We start from the raw sequence: 19,199 nt of genomic DNA on the forward strand, positions 1-19,199 counted from the left end.
ATCCCTATGATGATGCCGCCAGGCGAGCGACCTCCCCCACCCCCATGCTCGAAACGGGGCCTCGAGAAGGCCCTGACGGCCCCGGCCAGTTCGACCCTATCAAAGCCACTACAGGCCCTAAAGGATCTCCCTCATGCCCCTTGCCATCAGCCTGCACCTTCTCGCCGCCGTGATCTGGGTCGGCGGCATGTTCTTCGCCTGGATGATCCTGCGCCGGGTCGCCGGCGAGCTGCTCGAGCCACCCCTGCGGCTGACGCTCTGGTACCACGTCTTCCAGCGCTTCTTCCCCTGGGTATGGGCCAGCGTGATCGTGCTGCTGGCGACGGGGCTCTGGATGCTCTTCGGGACCTTCGGCGGCATGGCCGGTGCCGGCGTGCATGTTCACCTGATGCTGGTGACGGGACTCGCGATGATGGCGATCTTCCTGCACATCTGGTTCGCGCCGTTGGTGCGCCTGGGACGGGCCGTGGCCGGCGAGGACTGGCCCGCCGGGGGAAAGCAGCTGGCCCGGATCCGTCGGCTGATCGGCATCAACCTGATATTGGGGCTGGCGACGGTCGTTATTGCCTCCGGTGGTCGCTATCTATAACGCAGACGCTCGTATGTGAGCTCTAATGCAAGCATCCATGCAAGAGATGGATACCCACGCAAAAGGCAGGGCCTGAGCCCTGCCTTTCGCCATATTACCGCCGGCTAGATGACGGCCTGAACTGCAACGTTAGACATAGAAATCCAGGTCTTCCTGGGCCTTGAGCAGATCGCGCATCTTGATCGGGTCATCGCCGAAGAAGAACACCAGGCCCCAGTGCGTGCCGAAGGCTGAGCGATCCGGCACCGTCTCCTCGGTCGGCGCAACCAGTTCGTGAGAATCGAAATACGGATGCTCGGTGGTTTCCTTGGGCATCTCCAGCTTGCTGACGACACGACGACGCGGATACACGCCGAAGCAACCCGCATAGCCCTTGGCGTCGACCACTTCGCGCGGGAAGAAGTTGGCGACCTCCTCCTTGGTGCTCTTGGGGTCAAACACGACCATCGATGCCTGATAGGCATTGAAACCGTAGGCACGCTCGATGAGTTCGAAGGCCTTGAACCCGGGTGGGCGATAGGCGACTTCACCGAAGTACATCTCGCCATCGGCGGTCACGAAATACTCCGGGTGAATCAGACCGAACTGGATGTCGAACGTCTTGATCAGCTTCTCGATCTGCTTGGTGATGGCATCGCGCCAGCTCTCGAGCTCCCTGGTGGCAGGAACGAAGACCGAGTAGCCCAGTGTTACGTATTCGGAGATGTTGAGGAACTGGATCTTGCCATCGTGGATCCAGGCCTCGACGGCAAATTCCCAACCGTCCAGGTGACTCTCCATCAGCAACGGATACTCTTCATCCGGGATATGCTCGATCTCTTCCATCGTGCGGATCATTCGATGGCCGAGACAACCTGCCTTGTCGAAAGCCTTTACGTGGATCGGGTCGTCTGGATCACCGTCGAGCTTGAGCAGCGTCTGGTTGACGCGCTTCATGAAGCGAACGACGTCCTCCTTCTCGTGGGCCTCCTCGAAGATCCCCACGCGAATGCCACCCAGCTGGGCGCGGCGTTTCATCAACGCCTTGTCACGGAACAGGATGGACTGTCCGTACATACGGGGGCTGTCCATCAGCACGGAATTGATCGCGCCTGACCATTCGACGGTTTCCTCGAAGAGGGGGATGGCGACATCAACGCCCTCCTCCTTGAGTTTTTCGGCAATCTCCATCGAACGATCGTTCAGGCGGATGAAATCCCAGGCAATGAACGGAATCTTGTTAGCCGTGCAGAAATCCTCGGCCCACTCGGGCGCAACAACCACATAGCGACGATCAAACTGCTGTGCCGCCTTGATGGCATTGACGCTCCAACCCAGCAGGGCGATGTAACCCTTATTCGGATCCTTGGGCGTTTCCGTTCCGCGAACAGAGTCCATCGAAGGATCGGTCCAAGCGGCAACTTCCGGGGGCAGTTCAGTTTCTGTTGCTGGCATCGTCATTCGACATTCTCCTTGTGGTTTTAGGAAAAGCTAGCACTCGGAGCTGAGCGCATGCTCTATAAAACATGCTCTATAAATCAAGCCGCCAGGAAGTAATATTTAACGAAAACCAGGCCACCCGGCAGCATGTGCGGTGTGATGCGAAAAGGCTCGACAAGATCCGCCTGTGCACTTGAATCTTGTTCTCAAACCCAGTGTAGCGGCTCTGCTATCGAATAGGAAACGGAGTCAATAAACTCTAAATTAATGAGTTCTCGGCAACGAATTATCGCAATGCCGCACTAGCGGCCTGACGCCCAGCTGGCATGGGCCAGTCGCATGGCGCCTTGCACTTCCTCCGCCGGCACGCATTCAGGATCACCCTTCTCCAGCGGGTCGTAGTGGAAGACGTAGAGCCGCGACGCGAACTGGTCAACGGGTAGCGATGCCTCTCCATATAGCTCGCCGTTTCCCTGGGTTGAGGTGATGATTCCCTGCCCCCAGTCCTGACCGCTGTCATTGTTGGGATTGAAGAAATATACCCGCATTATCCCGCCAGGATCGAGGGCGAGACGCTGAATCGTGATGGCATGCCAGCCGAGAAAACGCGTGGCACTATCGGTCACGGCGATTCCTGCTGGCTGAGGATTAATGACCGGTATATCGCCATTGTAATACGGATGATACGTGGCGTAGAAATTTCGGATGAATCCCTCAAAATCCTTCAAGCCACCCGTAAAGACGTCGACGGCGATGCAGAACCCATGGCCGACCTGTTCTCCGTGGAACTCGGCATTGACCCACTTGTGCGGGTCCTCTCCACGACCGGCACTGCGACGTCCCATCTCGAAATAGATGCGGTCGAGGTGCGGAACGGTCAGCAATGAAACGGCATCCACATCAACGGGCGGCTCACTCGCCAGGCCGGCGTCGAGTTCCCGCGAGGAAATAGGCTCGCCCTCGAAACGCATCACGATCTCATCATCGCGCGCCGCCCAGGCGAGGGTGCGCAGCAGATCGGCCGGCGCACTGTAGGCCCACATGGAAAGGGCGCGTGTGGACTGGCAGGTAGGATAGTTGCCCTGCCCCACGCCAAGGGGATGGCCAAGGACGTTGAGAACATCCGCCAGCAGGAAGCATTCCGGTGAGCGCCGGCTACCGAAGACGCTGACGATCTTCTCGGCCGCCGCGTCACACAGGCTCAACCGCACCTGCCGCCACAGCGATGGAGCCACCGGCGGCGCATACAGGATGCCCCGCTCGAGCATCATGGCGAGGCCATAGACCGCCTGACTGGTTTCGGCGAACAGAGCTTGGTCGATCAGGGTGTGGATCAAGGACGGATAGCAGTGGAAGGCGTCTGCGCCGGTGTAGCTGAGGCCCAGCGCCGTAGGAATCAAGGCATTCCACCGGGTCCGCAGAAAACGTATGAAGCCCGGCATGTAGGGCGACACCAGGCCGGTGCCGTGCATCGCCTGGGCAAAGGCTATGGCCTCCTGCAGCAGAGAGGCCTCATCCATGGCCGCCAATCGCTCGGCATAGAGATCGAAGCCGGGATCCTCGCGGCAGCCCTCGGTGGGGCTAAACACGGCATTGATCAGTCGCAGCGCATCATCCCCGACGTCTCCCATCATCGCGTCGGGTTTGTGCAGGCAGGCGGCGATCTGCGTCACCATATGCTTGACGCCGTCGACCTGAACCGGGCGTTGCGCCAGCACTCGCCACACCTCGGCGACCAGATGCTCCAGCAGGTTTTCGTAGCCCAGATGACGCAGCAGGAAGTGATAGAGATTCTGGACCACGATGCCCAGCCCGTCGGGCCGCAGGCGGTCGCTCTCCTGAAGATCACTGACCACGAGATCAAGGTTCATGGCCATCACCTGGGCGAGGAAGTGATGGGCGTGCTCTGCCGAGATGGAGGGATGGCTGAAGTCGCCGCTGGCCACCGCCAGCAGGCGGACCTGGCTCAGGCTCTCCACCAGGGCGGCGACCGGGTCACCATGGCGAACCGTTCTGACAGCAAGGGATGGCACCAGCGTCTGGGGATAATCCCAATCGCTGCCACGGAAGAACCCGGCGGCCTCGAGTGCCGGTATCCGCGCATAGAGGGCTTCCATCCCCGCCTCGTCGAACATCAAGGCGCGTGCCGGCTCCAGGACCTCGAACACGGGCGAGACACCCGCCACGGCATTGGCGGCGGCGAGCCGCTCGATAGCAGCGTCGAGCTGCTCGACGGATAGGGCAACCGACGAATGATCGTCGTGGGGATCGAAGCTGTGGGTACCATGGCTCATGCATCCACTGTCAATCCTCCCTCGAGACATGTCAAACGCGCGAGGGAGCCCCTGAGCCAGGTTAACGGTCACCTGAGGCGAACCCGGGACGGCGACTCCCTGGGTATTTGCCAGCCCCGCTGTTTCGTGGCGACGGCGTCCGACGACAGGCTTTCCGTAAACGGTTGTGCCAGGAAGGAAGACCGCTACAGTGCCATACCGCAGGCCACGCCGGATGCCCAGGCCCACTGGAAGTTGTGGCCGCCGAGCTCGCCGGTCACATCCAGCACTTCGCCGATGAAACGCAGCTGGGGCAGCCCCGTGACCGCGAAGTGCTTCGACGAGATCGACCGCGTGTCGATTCCGCCCATCGTCACCTCCGCGGTGCGCCAGCCCTCGGTGCCGGACGGCTTGACCCGCCAGTCGCCGAGCCGCTCTGCCCAGGCCGCCAGACGATCATTGGAATATTCGGCCAGCACCCCGTCATCGCCATGCCACTCCACCAGCGCCTGGGCGAGTCGCTTCGGCAGCCGCTCGCCAAGCCAGGTCGATAGGCGGCGCCTGGGTGTCTCACGGCGCGCCGAGACCAGGGCCTCGAGGGCATCGATACCGGGCAGCAGGTCGATGGAGAGGGTATCGCCCGGCTGCCAGACGCTGGAGATCTGCAGCATGGCGGGGCCCGACAGGCCGCGATGGGTGAAGAGCATCGGTTCGCGGTAGCGACGACCGCGACAGCTCACCGCCACCTCGACGCTGACCCCGGCCAGGGCCTCGGCCCGCGCCTTCCACTGCGAGGTCAGGGTGAAGGGCACCAGGGCGGCCCGGGTCTCGGTGACCGCGAGGCCGAACTGCCGGGCGAGATCATAGCCGAACCCGCTGGCGCCCATGGTCGGGATGGAGAGCCCACCGCTCGCCACCACCACGGCGCCGGCGTCGATGCGCCCCGCCGAGGTGGTCAGCCGCATGCCCTCCCCGGCGCGCTCCACGGCCTCGATCGAGGTCTTGAGGCGAATCTCGACCCCCGCCCAGTCGCACTCGGTCAGCAGCACGCGCAGGATCTCCTTCGCGGAGTCGGCGCAGAACAGCTGGCCCGGGGCCTTCTCCACGTACTCCACGCCGTGGCGGTCCACCAGCTCGACGAAGTGCTCGGGCCGGTAGCGCTTGAGGGCCGAGATGCAGAAGGCCGGGTTGTCCGAATAGAAGTTGGCCGGGCTGGAGGCCAGGTTGGTGAAGTTACAGCGTCCCCCGCCGGACATCAGGATCTTCTTGCCGGCCTTGTTGGCATGATCCACCACCAGCACGCGCCGCCCGGCATAGCCGGCAGTCAGCGCGCACATCAGGCCGGCGGCGCCGGCGCCGATCACTACCACGTCATACGTCACGGCCAGGGTCTCCTGCGGGCATCGAGTCGGGCCGCGCATTCTAGCAGTCCGCCGGTTCGACGCCGAGCACCGTCGGAGAGTGGTTATTTCTGTACAAGAATTGTACATTGGGATGACAGCAAACCACCTGTGCATTTCTTCCACACTGTGCTGTCACACTCTGCCACAGCCGAATTCCAAGCTGCTACGGGCCCGACGGAACGGGTACCCGCTCATCGACCATCGACAAGAAGCCCGCCATGATCTCATCGCGAACACGCCTGACCCTGCTGATCGGCCTGGCCCTGCTGGTGCTCTCGCCGCTGGTCATCGCCCAGCAGCCCACCGCGGTGATCGCCGCCCGCGCCAGCCTCGCCGCCTGGTCAGACCCGCTGGAGGCGTTGGGCACCCTGCGCGCCGACGAGAGCGTGACCCTCTCCGCCACCGTCACCGAGACCATCGCCGAGTTGACCTTCGAGGGCGGCGAGCGGGTCGAGGCCGGCGAGCTGCTGGTGCGCCTGGCCGATGACGAGCAGCGCGCCGACCTGCGGGTCGCCCAGGCGCTGCGCGACGAGCGGCGCAACGCCGTCAGCCGGCTCGCCCAGCTGCAGAGCCGCAACCTGGCGCCACGGGCCGACGTGGAAGACGCCCGGGCCCGCCTGCGCCAGGCCGAAGCGGAAATCCAGGCTCTGGAGGCTAGACTTGCCGACACTCGCATCCAGGCGCCCTTCGGCGGCATCGTGGGCTTTCGCAACGTCAGCGTGGGCACCCTGGTGACCCCCGGCACCGAGCTCGTCACCTTGGACCGGCTCGAGGTCATGAAGCTCGACTTCACCCTGCCCGAGCGGGCCCTCGCTCAGATCGCGCCGGGCCTGACGCTGACCGCGACCAGTGCAGCCCTGCCCGACACCCCGTTTCGCGGCGAGGTGGCGAGCATCGGCACGCGGATCGACCCGATAAGCCGCAGCATCAGGGTGCGTGCCGAACTCGCCAATCCAGCGCTCGCGCTGCGCCCCGGCATGCTCATGCAGGTGAGACTCGAGAGCGCGCCCCGAGAGGCGCTGGTGATTCCCGAGGCGGCGCTGATGCCACAGGGGCAGCGCCAGTTCGTGCTGACCCTCCAGAGCGACGGCGAGGCCTACCGGGTCGAGGAACGGGAGGTGCGCATCGGCGCGCGTCGCGAGGGCGAGGTGGAGATCCTCGAGGGGCTCGCCGAGGATGACCTGGTGGTCGCCCACGGCACCGAGCGGGTCCGCGATGGCCAGCCGACTCGCCTGCTGGGCATCCTCGACGGCGACACCACCGTGCCCCAGCTGCTGCGTCGCAGCCGCGACGCCGCCGAGGTGAACGGCTGATGCGCCTCTCCGACCTGTCCGTCCAGCGCCCGGTACTGGCGGTGGTGATGGCCGCCCTGATCGTCGCCTTCGGCCTGCTGGCGCTGGAGCGGCTGCCGCTCCAGGAGTACCCCGCCATCGACCCGCCGGTGGTCTCCATCGACACCCGCTACCCCGGCGCCTCGGCCAGCATCGTGGAGACCCGCGCCACCCAGGTGCTGGAGGATCGCATCGCCGGGGTGGCGGGCATCGAGGTGATCTCCTCCTCCAGCCGCGACGGCCGCTCCAGCATCAACGTGGAGTTCAGCCTGAACCTGGACATCGACGCGGCCGCCAACGACATTCGCGATCGTATCTCCGGGGCCCGGGACAACCTGCCCGAGGAGGCCGATCCGCCCGAGGTGCAGAAGGCCGATTCGAGCTCCGAAGTGGTGATCTGGTTCTCGCTGAGCGGCGAGGGCTACGACGTGGCCGAGCTGACCGACTACGCCGACCGCTATCTGGTGGATCGCTTCTCGGTGCTGCCCGGCGTGGCCCAGGTGCGGGTCGGGGGCGGCCGAGAATACGCCATGCGTGTCTGGCTCGATGCTGACGCTTTGGCGGCGCGCGGCCTGACGGTGGGCGACGTCGAAGACGTCCTGCGTGAAGAAAATGTCGAGCTTCCCGGCGGCGCCCTGGTCTCCGAGGCACGTCAGTTCATCGTGCGCCTGCCGAGAAGCTTTGCCACCCCCGCGGATTTCCGCCAGCTGGCCCTCGACGAGGGCGCCGACGGCTACCTGGTCCGCCTGGGCGACGTGGCGCGAGTCGAGATCGGCGCGGTGGAGGAGCGCACCATCTTTCGCGGTAACGGTGTGCCCGTGGTCGGGCTGGGTCTGATGAAGCAGTCTACCGCCAACGTGCTGGAGATCTCCAAGGGCGCCAAGGCGGAGATGGCGCGCCTGCAGGGTACCCTGCCCGAAGGCATGTCGCTGTCGCTGAACTTCGACTCGTCGGTGTTCGTCTCCGGCGCCATCGGCCAGGTGGTACAGACACTGTTCATCGCCATGGGCCTGGTGGTGGTGGCGATCTTCCTGTTTCTCGGCAACGTGCGCACCACCCTGATTCCGGCCGTGACGGTGCCCATCGCCCTGATCGGTACCTTCGCGGCGCTGGCGGTGTTGGGCTTCACCATCAACCTGCTGACCCTGCTGGCTCTGGTGCTGGCCATCGGCCTGATCGTCGATGACGCCATCGTGGTGCTGGAAAACATCCACCGGCGCATGCAGGAGCTCGGCGAGACACCACTGGTGGCGGCCTTCCGCGGCACCCGCCAGATCGCCTTCGCGGTCATCGCCACCACGCTGGTGCTGGTGGCGGTGTTCGTGCCGCTGAGCCTCCTGCAGGGCGACATCGGGCGCCTATTCTCGGAATTCGCCCTCACCCTGGCCGCCGCGGTGATCATCTCCAGCCTGCTGGCGCTGACTCTGACGCCGATGATGGCCTCCAAGATCCTCAAGGCCGACATGCACGAGGGCCGCCTGGCGCGGGCCGTGCAGTGGGGCCTGGACCGTTCCCGCCGGGGCTATCGCCGTCTGCTCGAGCGCGTACTGGGGCTTCGCCTGCTGGTGCTGGCGCTGTTTCTCGGCATCGTCGGCGCCACGGTGTGGCTCAACGGGCAACTGCCCAACGAGTACACCCCCAAGGAGGATCGCGGCAACTTCTTCGTGCTGGTCAACGGCCCGCCCGGTGCGACCTACGACTACATGCTCGACTACATGGACGAGATCGAGACCCGCTTGCTGCCGCTCACCGAGCAGGGTGAGGTCGAGCGCATCCTGGTGCGCGCGCCGCGGGGCTGGGGCAACATCGAGAACTTCAACAGCGGCTTCGTCATCGTCACCCTCGCCGACTGGGCAGAGCGCCGCTCGGCCTGGACGATCATGGACGAGATCCGCGGCCGACTCGCCGACCTGCCCGGCATCCGGGCCTTCCCGGTGATGCGACAAGGCTTCGGGTCGCGGGTCGAGAAGCCGGTGCAGTTCGTGCTGGGTGGTGGCACCTATGAGCAGCTGGCCGAGTGGCGCGACACCCTGCTGGCCCACCTGCGCGAGAACAACCCGCGCCTGACGGGGCTTGAGAGCGACTACGAGGAGAATCAGCCGCAGCTGCGCGTGGACATCGACTACACCCGCGCCGCCGCGCTGGGGGTGACGGTCACCGAGATCGGCCGCACCCTGGAGACCCTGCTGGGCGGGCGCACCGTGACCCAGTACGTGGACGACGGCCAGGAGTATGACGTCATCCTCGAGGGAGCACCCGGTTCCCGGCCGAGCCCCAGGTCCCTGGAGAGCATCCGGGTGCGCTCCGACCGCTCGGGCGAGCTGATCCCCCTGGCGAGCCTGGTGACGCTCACGGACTTCGCCGGGCCCAGCACGCTGAACCGCTTCAATCGGGTCCGGGCGATCACCATCGAGGCCAACCTGGCGGACGGCTATACGCTGGGCGAGGCGCTCGAGTACCTGGAAACCACGGTGGACGAGATCCTGCCGCCGGCGGCCCAGACCGACGTCAAGGGCGCCTCGCGGGACTACCAGGAAGCCAGCGGCGCCACCGCCTTCCTGCTGGGACTGGGCGTCCTGGTGGTCTTCCTGGTGCTGGCCGGGCAGTTCGAGAGCTTCGTGCACCCCTTCGTGATCATGCTCACCGTGCCGCTGGCGATCTGCGGCGCCCTGCTGGGGCTCTACCTCACCGGGCAGTCGCTGAACATCTACAGTCAGGTGGGGCTGGTCATGCTGGTGGGGCTGGCGGCCAAGAACGGCATCCTGATCGTCGAGTTCGCCAACCAGTTGCGCGATCGCGGCATGGCCTTCCATGAGGCCCTGGTGGAAGCCTCAGTGACGCGCCTGCGGCCCATCGTGATGACGGCGGTGACCACCATGGCGGGCGCCGTGCCGCTGATCGTCTCCAGCGGCGCCGGCGCCGAGACCCGGTTGGTGATCGGCACCGTCATTCTCTGCGGCCTGGCCGCGGCCACACTGTTCACCCTGTTCGTGGTGCCGGTGGCCTACGACCTGCTGGCCCGGCGCACCGGCGCGCCCGGCGATGTCGCCCGACGCCTGGCCGACGAGATGGGCGAGGAACCCGCCGGCCACTGACGCTCGGTCGACGCCGCCGTGGCTAGGCGGCGCCGTGGCTAGGCGGCGCCGATTATGGGCGAGGGATCACGTCGTTGAATCGGCGCCAATGGCCGGGAGGTGGCGATGGGCGAGCGCGCGGTTCAGCAGTCGCCGAGGCGCCGGCCTTCCACGACGGTGGTCATATTGAGCTCGCCCGCGGCGGAGTCGACCAGGATGTCGACGTTGCCCTCGACCCGCTCGCCGAGAAAGTCCATGCGGCCAACGATGCTGGCCTCGCCGCCCTCGGCCCGGCAGACCATGCGATAGTCCATGCCGTCGACCGTGACCTCGTGGTCGAGCAGCTCGCAGCCCTCCTCCTCCTCGATGAAGCTGAACGCTTCATCCTCGAGGTCGCCCTGGGCGATGCACTCCTGGCTGGTCTCAACCTGGTCGGGAATCGGCAGGTCGCCGGCCACCGAGGTGGTGCTGGTGAACTCCCACTGGCCGGGCTCGATATTGGGGGCCGCGGCGGCGGCCACGAGCGGAGTAGTCAGCAGCGGGGTAGCCAGCAGCAGGCTGGCAAGAAGGGGACGAAACGACATAGGGCTCTCCCTGGGGTAGGTGATCTGCCAGGCCTTCGGCATCGCCATCAGCATATCCCAATCGGCCCCGCCTCCCAATCAAGCGCTAGAGCTCCTTGCCCGCGGGCCCCTTGCGCGATGCGCGCCTGTTTACCGCCGCTCGCCGCTGAGCTGCGCCGGACGATCACGCGCCTCGTTGAGCTTGAACCAGGCGATGAGCACAGCCACCAGCACGATCGGCCCCAGCATCGCCAGGTTGAGCCCGGTCCAGCCGAGCTGCCGCAGCAGATTCCCCGACAGCAGCGAACCCGCCGCCACCAGCGAGAAGATGACCAGGTCATTGACGCCCTGAACCTTACCGCGCTCGGCCTCGGAGTGGGTGCTGGCGAGCAGCGTGCTGCCACCGATGAACAGGAAATTCCAGCCGACGCCGAGCATCAGCAGCGCCGCCCAGAAATGGACAAGCCCAGTGCCGGAAGCCGCCAGCAGGCTCGAGACGGCCAGTATCGCGGTGCCCACCAGCAGGATGCGGATGACCCCGAAGCGAGCAATCAGATCCCCGGTGACGAAGGAGGGCGCGAACATGCCGAGCACGTGCCACTGCATGACGATGGCCACCTGCCCCATCTCGAAGCCCAGGGCGCGCATCGAGAGCGGCGTGGCGGTCATCACCAGCCCCATGATGGCGTAGCCCGTGGCCGCGGCGACCAGCGCGACCCAAAAGCGCGCCTGGGCGCCGATCTCGGCCATCGGACGGGCGAACTCGCCGGGGGCGGGCTCGCCGCTCGCCGGCACGCGCAGGCCGCCGAGTATCAGCATCGCCGCGAGCGCCAGGCCGGCAATCATCAGATAGGGCCCACCATCCGGCACCGTGGCGATCCAGTCATTGGTCAGGCTGGCGTTCCAGGGCCCGAGAAAGGCTGCCACCACTCCGCCGGCCAGCACCAGGGAGATGGCCCGGCTGCGAAAGGCCGGGCGGGTCACGTCGACGGCGGCGAAGCGGTAGTACATGGCAAAGCCCTGATAGCCACCCAGCAGCAGGTTGCCCAGACAGAACAGCCAGAAGTGCTCGAGGGCGATGGCGGCGAAGGCCACCAGCCCGCCGAGCGCGCCGCCGAGCGCCGCCCCGACCATGAAACCGCGCCGGCGCCCCACCCGCTTCATGTAGAGCGAAGCCGGCAGGGTCGCGAGCAGGGTGCCAATCATCAGCATGGCGACGGGCAGCGTCGCAAGCCCCGCCGCGGGCGTGAGCCGGTGGCCCACCACCCCGCTCAGCGTCATCACGGTGATCGTCGCGACCATGTAGAGCGTCTGGCTGGCGACCAGGATGGCGACGTTGCGTTTCTCCAGACGACTGGCGGCCCTCATTCCCTCTCCTCGGCGACGATCGATGACTCCGGCAAGCCTATCAGAAAAGCGTGCGGCGCCCGGACGCAAAAAAGGGGCACGCCGTCGGCGTGCCCCTGTCGGTCGTCCGAGATCGCCAGGCACCGCCCTCAGCGCGACATATCGACCACCACGCGACCGCGCACCCGGCCGGCCAGCAGCTCGCCCGCGGTGTCGATAGCCTCGTCCAGGCCGATGGTGCGGGTGATGGCGTCCAGCTGCTCCGGTGAGAGCAGCTCGCCGAGCCGGCGCCAGGCCTCGACGCGATCGGCATAGGGGCGCATCACGCTGTCGATTCCGGCCAGGGTCACGCCGCGCAGGATGAAGGGCGCGACGCTCGAGGGCAGATCCATGCCCTGGGCCAGCCCGCAGGCGGCCACGGCACCGCCGTAGCGGGTCGAGGCCAGCACGTTGGCCAGGGTATGGCTGCCCACCGAGTCGACGGCACCCGCCCAGCGCTCCTTGGCCAGGGGACGCCCGGGCTCGGAGAGCTCGGCCCGGTCGATCACCGACTCGGCGCCGAGCCCCTTGAGGTAGTCCGTCTCCTCGAGGCGTCCGGTGGAGGCCACGACCCGGAAGCCCAGCCGGGCGAGCAGCGCGATGGCATAGCTGCCCACGCCGCCGTTGGCGCCGGTCACCAGCACCTCGCCCTGCTCCGGTGTCACGCCCTGCTGTTCCAGCGCCATCACCGACAGCATGGCGGTGTAGCCGGCCGTGCCGATGGCCATGGCCTGGCGGGCGCTGAAGGCCGCGGGCTGGGGAATCAGCCAGCGGCTGTCCAGGCGCGCCTTCTCGGCAAGGCCCCCCCAGTGCTTCTCACCCACGCCCCAGCCATTGAGCAGCACGGCGTCACCCGCCTGGTAGGCATCCACCGTGGAGTGCTCGACCGTGCCCGCCAGGTCGATTCCCGGCACCATGGGAAACTGGCGCACCACCGGCCCCTTGCCGGTGATCGCCAGGGCGTCCTTGTAGTTGAGGGTGCTGCAGTCGACCCGCACCGTGACGTCGCCGTCCGGCAGGCGGGACTCGTCCAGCGTCTCTACCGCAACCCGCTGCCCGTCGTCGTTCTTGTCGATCAGAATGGCCTTGAACATCGTGCACCTCGTCTTGTTGAACAGTTTATAGACCGAGCGTCTATCGAATGGCATGTAAATGCCACGCGGGTGGCATGAAGGGGCGCCCCTAGCGGGGAAGCCCCTCCATGTACGTGGTGATGAAGACCTCCAGGGGACGCGCCCGGCGTTCGAGTCTCGCGCGCATCACCGCGCCCTCCCAGCCGATCCAGAAGGCCTCGGCGAGCCGCTCACTGTCGGCGTGATCGGCGAGCTCGCCGGCCATCTTCGCCTCGTTCAGGCAGCGCGCAAGGCGCCGCTGCCAGTCATCGAGGGTCGCCCGCAGCCACTCGCAATACCCCTCCGGCAGGCCGCCGGCCTCCTGCCCCAGGTTGCCGACCAGGCAACCCCGGCGGAAGTCGTGGCGGGCCATGCCGTCGCGGGCATCGGCGACGAAGGCCTCGATGCGCGCAAGCGGCGAGCGCGCGGCGTCCCGCAGATGGCGATCCAGCTTTCTCGCGAAGTAGGCGCCATAGTGCTCCATCACGGCACGCCCGAACGCCTCCTTGCTGTCGAAGTAGTAGTAGAACGAGCCCTTGGGGACGCCGACGCGCTTGAGGATGCCGTCGATGCCAGAGGCGGTGAAGCCCTGTTCGGTCAGCACCTCGGTGCCGCTGCGAATCAGGGCCGCCCGGGTATCCGGGTCGTCGCGGGGCACCCTGGGGGGCCGGCCGCGACGGGGTTTGGAGGTCGTGTTGGTCATGTCGTTAAATATAGACCGACTGTCTATAAAATCAAGCCGAGAATCGGCGACACGTCGATTGTCCCCTTTCCCGCGCGCCTTCCCCTCCCCTCACATACGCCGGCGGCCAGTCGACGAATGCCGACTGGTCGCTTCTTCTTTCACGCACTCTGCGCGAGAAGCTCGGGGTGACCAGAGTGGCAACTGGTATGGATGAAGCTGTCGGGGAAAGGTCGAAAGGGGGTCCTACGCCAAGGGTGAGAAGCATGGCTTCGAACGGGCTGGCCATGGATGGCCAGCACCGGCCCTGCAAGCGGAGCGGGACGCGGGAGCACCGCAGGGCGTCGGTAGCGCCCATGGATGGGTTCACAGCGCCCCCTGAAGACCTGTCAACGAATCAGCGCCAGCAACTCCGCTATCTGCGTTAGCCCCGTTGAAATAGCCCGGGCGATCAGGTGCCCAGGCCGCCGATCAGCACCACGCCGAGCACCACGACCAGCAGGAAGAGGGTCTCCAGCGCCATCAGGATCACCGGCTTCCAGCCCACCACCGCGAGCTTCTGGAACGAGGTCTTGATGCCGAGCGCGGCGATGGCGGTGACCAGGCACCAGCGCGACAGGGTCGACATCCCCTCGTTCACCACCTCGGGAATCAGCCCCATGCTGTTGACCAGCACCAGCACCACGAAGCCCACCAGGAAGCTCGGCAGCATCGGCACCTTGGTCGCCGCCCCCTCCGCCTGGCGCGAGGCCCGGAACAGCCACATGAAGACCATCACCGCCGGCACCAGCATGGCCACCCGCACCAGCTTGACCAGCGTCGAGATGTCGCCGGTCTCCTCCGAGATCATGTAGCCGGCCCCCACCACCTGGGCCACGTCGTGGATGGTGCCGCCGAGAAAGATCCCCGCCTGGGCGTTGGCGAGTTCCAGGGCCCCGGCGATCAGCGGATAGATCACCATCGCCATGGTCGATAGCGTGGTGACCCCGACCACCGTGAGGATGGTGTTGCGCTCGTGGGTCTCATGACGCGGCATCACCGCCGACAGGGCGAGCGCCGCCGAGGCTCCGCAGATGGCGACGGCGCCGCCGGTCAAAAGCCCGAGATCGCGATCCAGGCCCAGCACCCGGGCCAGCACCGAGCCCATGGCGATGACCAGGGCCACGGCCACCACCACGGTGAGCACGGGGCCGATCCCCAGGTCGCCGACCTGGGCGAGGGTCATGCGTGCCCCCAGCAGGGCCACGCCGAGGCGCAGCACGGTTCGAGCGGCGAACTCGATGCCCTGGCGGCAGCGCCCCTCCTCGCTCAGGAAGTGCAGCGACATGCCGAACAGCAGGGCGTAGAGCAGCGTCGGCCCGCCGTAGTGGTCGGCGATGAAGGTGGTGGCAAGCGCAATGGTGACGCACACCAGCAGGCCGCGGCCGATGGGGGTGGCCCGGCCGAGCCGCTCGGCGAGTGGCGTATCGAAGAGGGTGGTTTTCATGTCGCGGTTCTCCTGGTGCCGCTCGCCGGGCGCACGACCTCTCCCCCGATCCAGCAAACAGGGACAGACAGGCCCGGCGAGTCGGGAAAAGTGGGGGCCGGTATCGTTCGGACCCGTTCGGTCGAGACGGCTAGGTCTTGACGGCTAGGGCTTAACGGCTAGGGCGTGACGGCCTCGACGCCCTCGGCGGCGGCCACCACCTGTTCGGCCAGCACCCGGACGCTATCTACCACGGGCAGCGAGCCATCGAGGGCGTCGTCGATGACCGAGAGCTCGGTACAGGCCAGCACCAGCACGTCCGCCCCGCGCGCCTTGAGATCGTCGGCGGCCCGGGCGAAGGCGGCCAGGGTGTCGGGATGACGCCCCTGCCCGCGCTTGACAGCGCGAATCACCTCGAGCACCGCGCCTTCGTCCTCGGGATAGACCAGCGACAGGCCGCGCGCCTCGACGAAGCCCTCGTAGAGTCCGATCCTGCGCAGCGCCGGCGAGCAGAGCAGGCCAACCCGGGCCCCGGGCAGGCGACGAGCGACGCTGTCCAGCGTCCGCTCGACGATGTGCCAGACCGGGATATCGACGGCGTCCTGGGCATCCCGCCAGTAGTAGTGGGCGGTGTTGCACGGCATCACCAGAAAGGCGGCGCCGGCCCGCTCGAGGCGCCGGGCCATGGCGGCGATCGCCGGCCCCGGGTTCTCGCCGTCGCCGTCGATCAGCGCCTTGATCCGCGAGGGCACCTTGGGGTTGTTGTCCACCAGCAGATGGACATGATCGATGTCATCCTCGGCGGGCGTGGCGTCGATAACCCGCTGCATGAAGGTCACGGTGGCATCGGGCCCCATGCCCCCCAGCACGCCGACCATGGTGTGCGGCTCGCGGGAGGAGGCCTGGCTGTCGCGGTCGTCGATCGTCATCGTGTGCCTATTCATCGGTGTCATGAGTGTCATGGATGATCAGAAGCCCAGCACCGTGGGCAGCCACAGGGTGATCTGGGGGAAGAACGCCAGCAGCAGATCGATCACTATCATGGAGCCGACCAGCGGAATGGCGCGGACCGAGATGCGCTCGATGGAGACGTTGGCGATGCTCGAGCTGATGAACATGTTCTCGCCCAGGGGCGGCGTGGAGAAGCCGATGCCGAGGCTCACCACCAGCACGATCCCGAAGTGGATCGGATCGACGCCCAGCTCCACCATCACCGGCAGCAGCACCGGGGTGACGATCATGATGGTGGCGAGAATCTCGATGAACATGCCGACGATCAGCAGGAAGCCGATCACCAGGATCCATACCAGCCACAGGCTGTCGGTGATCTGCAGGATGCCCTGGGCAATCATCGCCGGGATGTGATTCTCGACCAGGATGCGGCCGAAGGCGGTGGCGGTGAACATGATGATCAGCACCCGCCCGGTCAGCCAGGTGGTGCTCTGGAAGGCCTCGTTGAGCCCGCGCAGCGACGACTCCTTGTGGATGAAGATGCCGACGAACAGGGCATAGAAGATCGAGACCACCGCCGCCTCGGTAGGCGTGAACATCCCGGAATAGATGCCGCCCAGGATCACCACCGGCGCCATGAGCGACCAGAAGCCGTCCTTCAGGACCCTGAAGATGCGCTTCTTGTCGTAGCCCGTGCCCTCGGTCTGGTAGCCGTTGCGCTTGGCGGTGATGTAGTTGGCCACGATCAGGCCCACGCCGAGCATGATGCCGGGAAAGACCCCGGCCATGAACAGCGCCGAGATGGACTCGTTGGCGGTCACGCCGTAGATCACCAGCGGCATGCTGGGCGGGATCACGACTCCGAGTCCGCCGGCGGTGGCGGTGATCGCCGCCGGATAGCTGCGCCCGTAGCCGCGTTCGATCATCGCCGGAATTACCAGCATGCCGACCGCGGCCGTGGTCGCCGGTCCGGAGCCGGAAATCGCGCCGAAGAACATGCAGGCCATCACCGCGGCGGCGCCCAGCCCGCCGGCGGCGGGACCCGCCAGCTCCTCGGCGATGTGGATCAGGCGTCGGGCGATACCGGCGTCGCCCATCAGGGCGCCGGCCAGGATGAACGAGGGCAGCGCCATGAGCGGAAACGAGTTGATGGCGGAGAAGGCCAGCTCGATCAGCGAACTGATATCGTCGCCGTTGAGCACGTAGACCGCCATGGAGGCGACCCCGAGGGCCACCACGATGGGCGCGCCGAAGAACAGCAGCGCCCCGAACATGGAAAACAGTAACGTTGCGGCCATGCGGCTTACCCCTTGCCGTTGGAGGACGAGTCGTCAGTGGTGTTGGACTCCCCCTCGGTAATCTTGCTGACTTCCTGCTGTTCCACGTCGCCGGGCTCGATGCCCTTGACCAGCTTCAGGTACTGGACCTGCAGCACGCGAAAGGCCATCAGCACGAAGGCGATGGGGAACACGAAGTAGACGTAGGCCAGCGACCAGCCAAGGGCCGGCGAGTCGTAGGGAAACTCCAGCAGCAGCCCGATCAGATCCAGGCTCTTCCAGGCCAGCACCAGGCAGAAGCCCACCCAGATCAGGTCGACCAGCAGCAGCAAGGTGTTGGCGACGCGTTTGGGCAACAGCTTGATGTGCGTCTGCAAACGGTTGTGGGCCCCCAGGTGGGCCGCATGGGCCGCCCCCAGGAACACGAACCAGATGAACGCGTAGCGCGCCAGTTCCTCGATCCACGCCATGCCGATGCCCAGCGTCACTCGCATGACCACCTGCACGAACAGCAGCACGACGAACACCCCGAGCAGGAAGCGGCAGGCGTAATCCTCGATATGATTGAGCTTGGCTAACACGAAAGCCTCCTTCCCCGGTGGGAGTGCAAGAAGCGCGACGGACCGGGCGACGCCTCGCCGCCCGGCCCGGCCTCACTCAGTGGCCCAATGCTTTCTGCATTTCCTCGAAGGCTTCCTGACCGCCGATGTCGTCATAGAACTCCGGCCAGACCTGCTCCTTGGCGATGCGCACCCACTCTTCCTCGTCCTCGAGGGTCGAGACCTCGACCCCTTCGGCCTCCATGCCGGCGCGTGCCTTGGAGGCCTCGGTCAGCTGGAACTGCAGCGCGTAGAGCTGCGCCTCGAGACCCGCCCGGTCGATGATCGCGCGCTCCTCGTCGGAGAGCTTCTCGTAGGTCCGCACGCCCATCACGATGGGCTGGAGGGAATACTGGTAGTGGATCTCGGTGAGGTAGTCCTGTACCTCGTGGAACTTCATCGTGTAGTTGACGATGTAGGGGTTGTCCTGGCCGTCGATCACGCCCTGCTGCAGGCCGGTGAAGACCTCCGGCCAGGACATGCTGATCGGGCTGGCGCCCCAGGCTTCATAGGTAGAGAGCATCAGCTCGTTCTGCGGCACCCGCACCTTGAGGCCTTCGATGTCCGCAAGGGTGGTCACGGGGCGCTCGGAGTTGGTGAGGTAGCGGAAGTTGGAATAGAGCCAGCTGACGATATGCACGCCGGCTTCTTCTTCGGCAATGCTGTTCCAGCGATCCGCCAGGGGCCCAGTGGTGGCCTTGACCGCATCGGCATGGCTGCGAATCGCGTAGGGCATGGTCAGGGCGCCGAGACGCGGCGCATAGGGAGTCAGGTTACCCACCCCCACCAGGGCGAAGTCGAGCTTGCCGATGCGGGTGTCCTGGATCATGCCGGTCTCGGAACCGAGCTGACCGCCGGGGAACAGCTCGACCTGCATCTCGCCGCCGGAGAGCGATTCGACCAGCTCCTCGAAGCGCTGCGCCAGGGCCCCCTGATCGGACTCCATGGGATCGCCCATACCGACCTTGAAGGTCTCGGCCTGAGCGGCGTGGGCGGTCAGTGTGGCCAGCACGGCGGAAGCCAAGAGAGTTTTCTTGAACATTGTTGTCACTCCATTCTTCATCGGGTGGGTGCT

The 19,199-nt window shown here is 66.1% G+C and carries 15 protein-coding genes; 3 read left to right on the forward strand and 12 right to left on the reverse strand.

The genetic code is table 11. The features are described from left to right. The first annotated feature begins 133 nt into the window (after nt 1-133). Nucleotides 134-589, forward strand: a complete 456-nt coding sequence (locus RSO68_RS03805; protein WP_089850956.1) for a CopD family protein — start codon at nt 134-136, stop codon at nt 587-589. 129 nt (nt 590-718) lie between these two features. Here RSO68_RS03805 and RSO68_RS03810 read toward each other — a convergent pair whose 3' ends face one another. From RSO68_RS03810 to RSO68_RS03820, 3 genes are all read right to left on the reverse strand, one after another. Further along, the gene (locus RSO68_RS03810) at nt 719-1,966 is read right to left on the reverse strand and encodes an ATP-grasp domain-containing protein (protein ID WP_089850954.1); all 1,248 of its coding nucleotides are present in this window, start codon (nt 1,964-1,966) and stop codon (nt 719-721) included. A 344-nt stretch (nt 1,967-2,310) separates the two neighbouring features. After that, nucleotides 2,311-4,302 carry a hypothetical protein gene (locus RSO68_RS03815; RefSeq protein WP_315585504.1) on the reverse strand — a complete coding sequence of 664 codons (1,992 nt, stop codon included), beginning with the start codon at nt 4,300-4,302 and terminating at the stop codon, nt 2,311-2,313. Nucleotides 4,303-4,487: 185 nt separating this feature from the next. Beyond that, a complete protein-coding gene (locus RSO68_RS03820) occupies nt 4,488-5,663 on the reverse strand; it encodes a BaiN/RdsA family NAD(P)/FAD-dependent oxidoreductase (RefSeq protein WP_315585505.1) in 1,176 nt (391 codons plus the stop codon). Between the two features lie 239 nt (nt 5,664-5,902). Between RSO68_RS03820 and RSO68_RS03825 the strand changes: the two genes are divergently transcribed. Beyond that, on the forward strand, nt 5,903-6,997 hold the full coding sequence (locus RSO68_RS03825) for an efflux RND transporter periplasmic adaptor subunit (protein WP_315585506.1): 1,095 nt from the start codon (nt 5,903-5,905) through the stop codon (nt 6,995-6,997). Beyond that, complete coding sequence (locus RSO68_RS03830) at nt 6,997-10,110, forward strand: efflux RND transporter permease subunit (RefSeq protein WP_315585507.1); 3,114 nt, start codon at nt 6,997-6,999, stop codon at nt 10,108-10,110. Before RSO68_RS03825 ends, RSO68_RS03830 begins: the two co-directional genes overlap by 1 nt. Before the next feature lie 122 nt (nt 10,111-10,232). On the opposite strand, the gene RSO68_RS03835 is transcribed toward RSO68_RS03830, so the two are convergent. The 9 genes from RSO68_RS03835 to RSO68_RS03875 form a co-directional block, all read right to left on the reverse strand. Continuing rightward, the gene (locus RSO68_RS03835) at nt 10,233-10,673 is read right to left on the reverse strand and encodes a DUF3617 domain-containing protein (RefSeq protein WP_315585508.1); all 441 of its coding nucleotides are present in this window, start codon (nt 10,671-10,673) and stop codon (nt 10,233-10,235) included. Nucleotides 10,674-10,802: 129 nt separating this feature from the next. Further along, nucleotides 10,803-12,020 (reverse strand): MFS transporter, encoded by a 1,218-nt coding sequence (locus tag RSO68_RS03840; RefSeq protein ID WP_315585509.1) that lies wholly within the window; start codon nt 12,018-12,020, stop codon nt 10,803-10,805. 128 nt (nt 12,021-12,148) lie between these two features. Then, nucleotides 12,149-13,132 (reverse strand): acrylyl-CoA reductase (NADPH), encoded by a 984-nt coding sequence (gene acuI, locus RSO68_RS03845; RefSeq protein ID WP_315585510.1) that lies wholly within the window; start codon nt 13,130-13,132, stop codon nt 12,149-12,151. 88 nt (nt 13,133-13,220) lie between these two features. Continuing rightward, nucleotides 13,221-13,853, reverse strand: coding sequence for an acrylate utilization transcriptional regulator AcuR (gene acuR / locus RSO68_RS03850; protein ID WP_315585511.1), 633 nt, complete (start codon nt 13,851-13,853; stop codon nt 13,221-13,223). Between the two features lie 430 nt (nt 13,854-14,283). Continuing rightward, nucleotides 14,284-15,318, reverse strand: coding sequence for a YeiH family protein (locus tag RSO68_RS03855; RefSeq protein ID WP_315585512.1), 1,035 nt, complete (start codon nt 15,316-15,318; stop codon nt 14,284-14,286). Nucleotides 15,319-15,476: 158 nt separating this feature from the next. Then, nucleotides 15,477-16,226: an aspartate/glutamate racemase family protein gene (locus RSO68_RS03860; RefSeq protein WP_315585513.1), complete on the reverse strand. Its 750-nt coding sequence runs from the start codon at nt 16,224-16,226 to the stop codon at nt 15,477-15,479. Nucleotides 16,227-16,265: 39 nt separating this feature from the next. Next, nucleotides 16,266-17,546, reverse strand: a complete 1,281-nt coding sequence (locus RSO68_RS03865; protein ID WP_089850936.1) for a TRAP transporter large permease — start codon at nt 17,544-17,546, stop codon at nt 16,266-16,268. Nucleotides 17,547-17,551: 5 nt separating this feature from the next. After that, nucleotides 17,552-18,106 carry a TRAP transporter small permease gene (locus tag RSO68_RS03870; protein ID WP_315585514.1) on the reverse strand — a complete coding sequence of 185 codons (555 nt, stop codon included), beginning with the start codon at nt 18,104-18,106 and terminating at the stop codon, nt 17,552-17,554. 76 nt (nt 18,107-18,182) lie between these two features. Further along, a complete protein-coding gene (locus tag RSO68_RS03875) occupies nt 18,183-19,166 on the reverse strand; it encodes a TRAP transporter substrate-binding protein (protein WP_089850934.1) in 984 nt (327 codons plus the stop codon). Nucleotides 19,167-19,199 lie beyond the last annotated feature (33 nt).

The sequence above is a fragment of the Halomonas saccharevitans genome (genome assembly GCF_032333995.1).
Lineage (GTDB): Bacteria > Pseudomonadota > Gammaproteobacteria > Pseudomonadales > Halomonadaceae > Halomonas > Halomonas saccharevitans.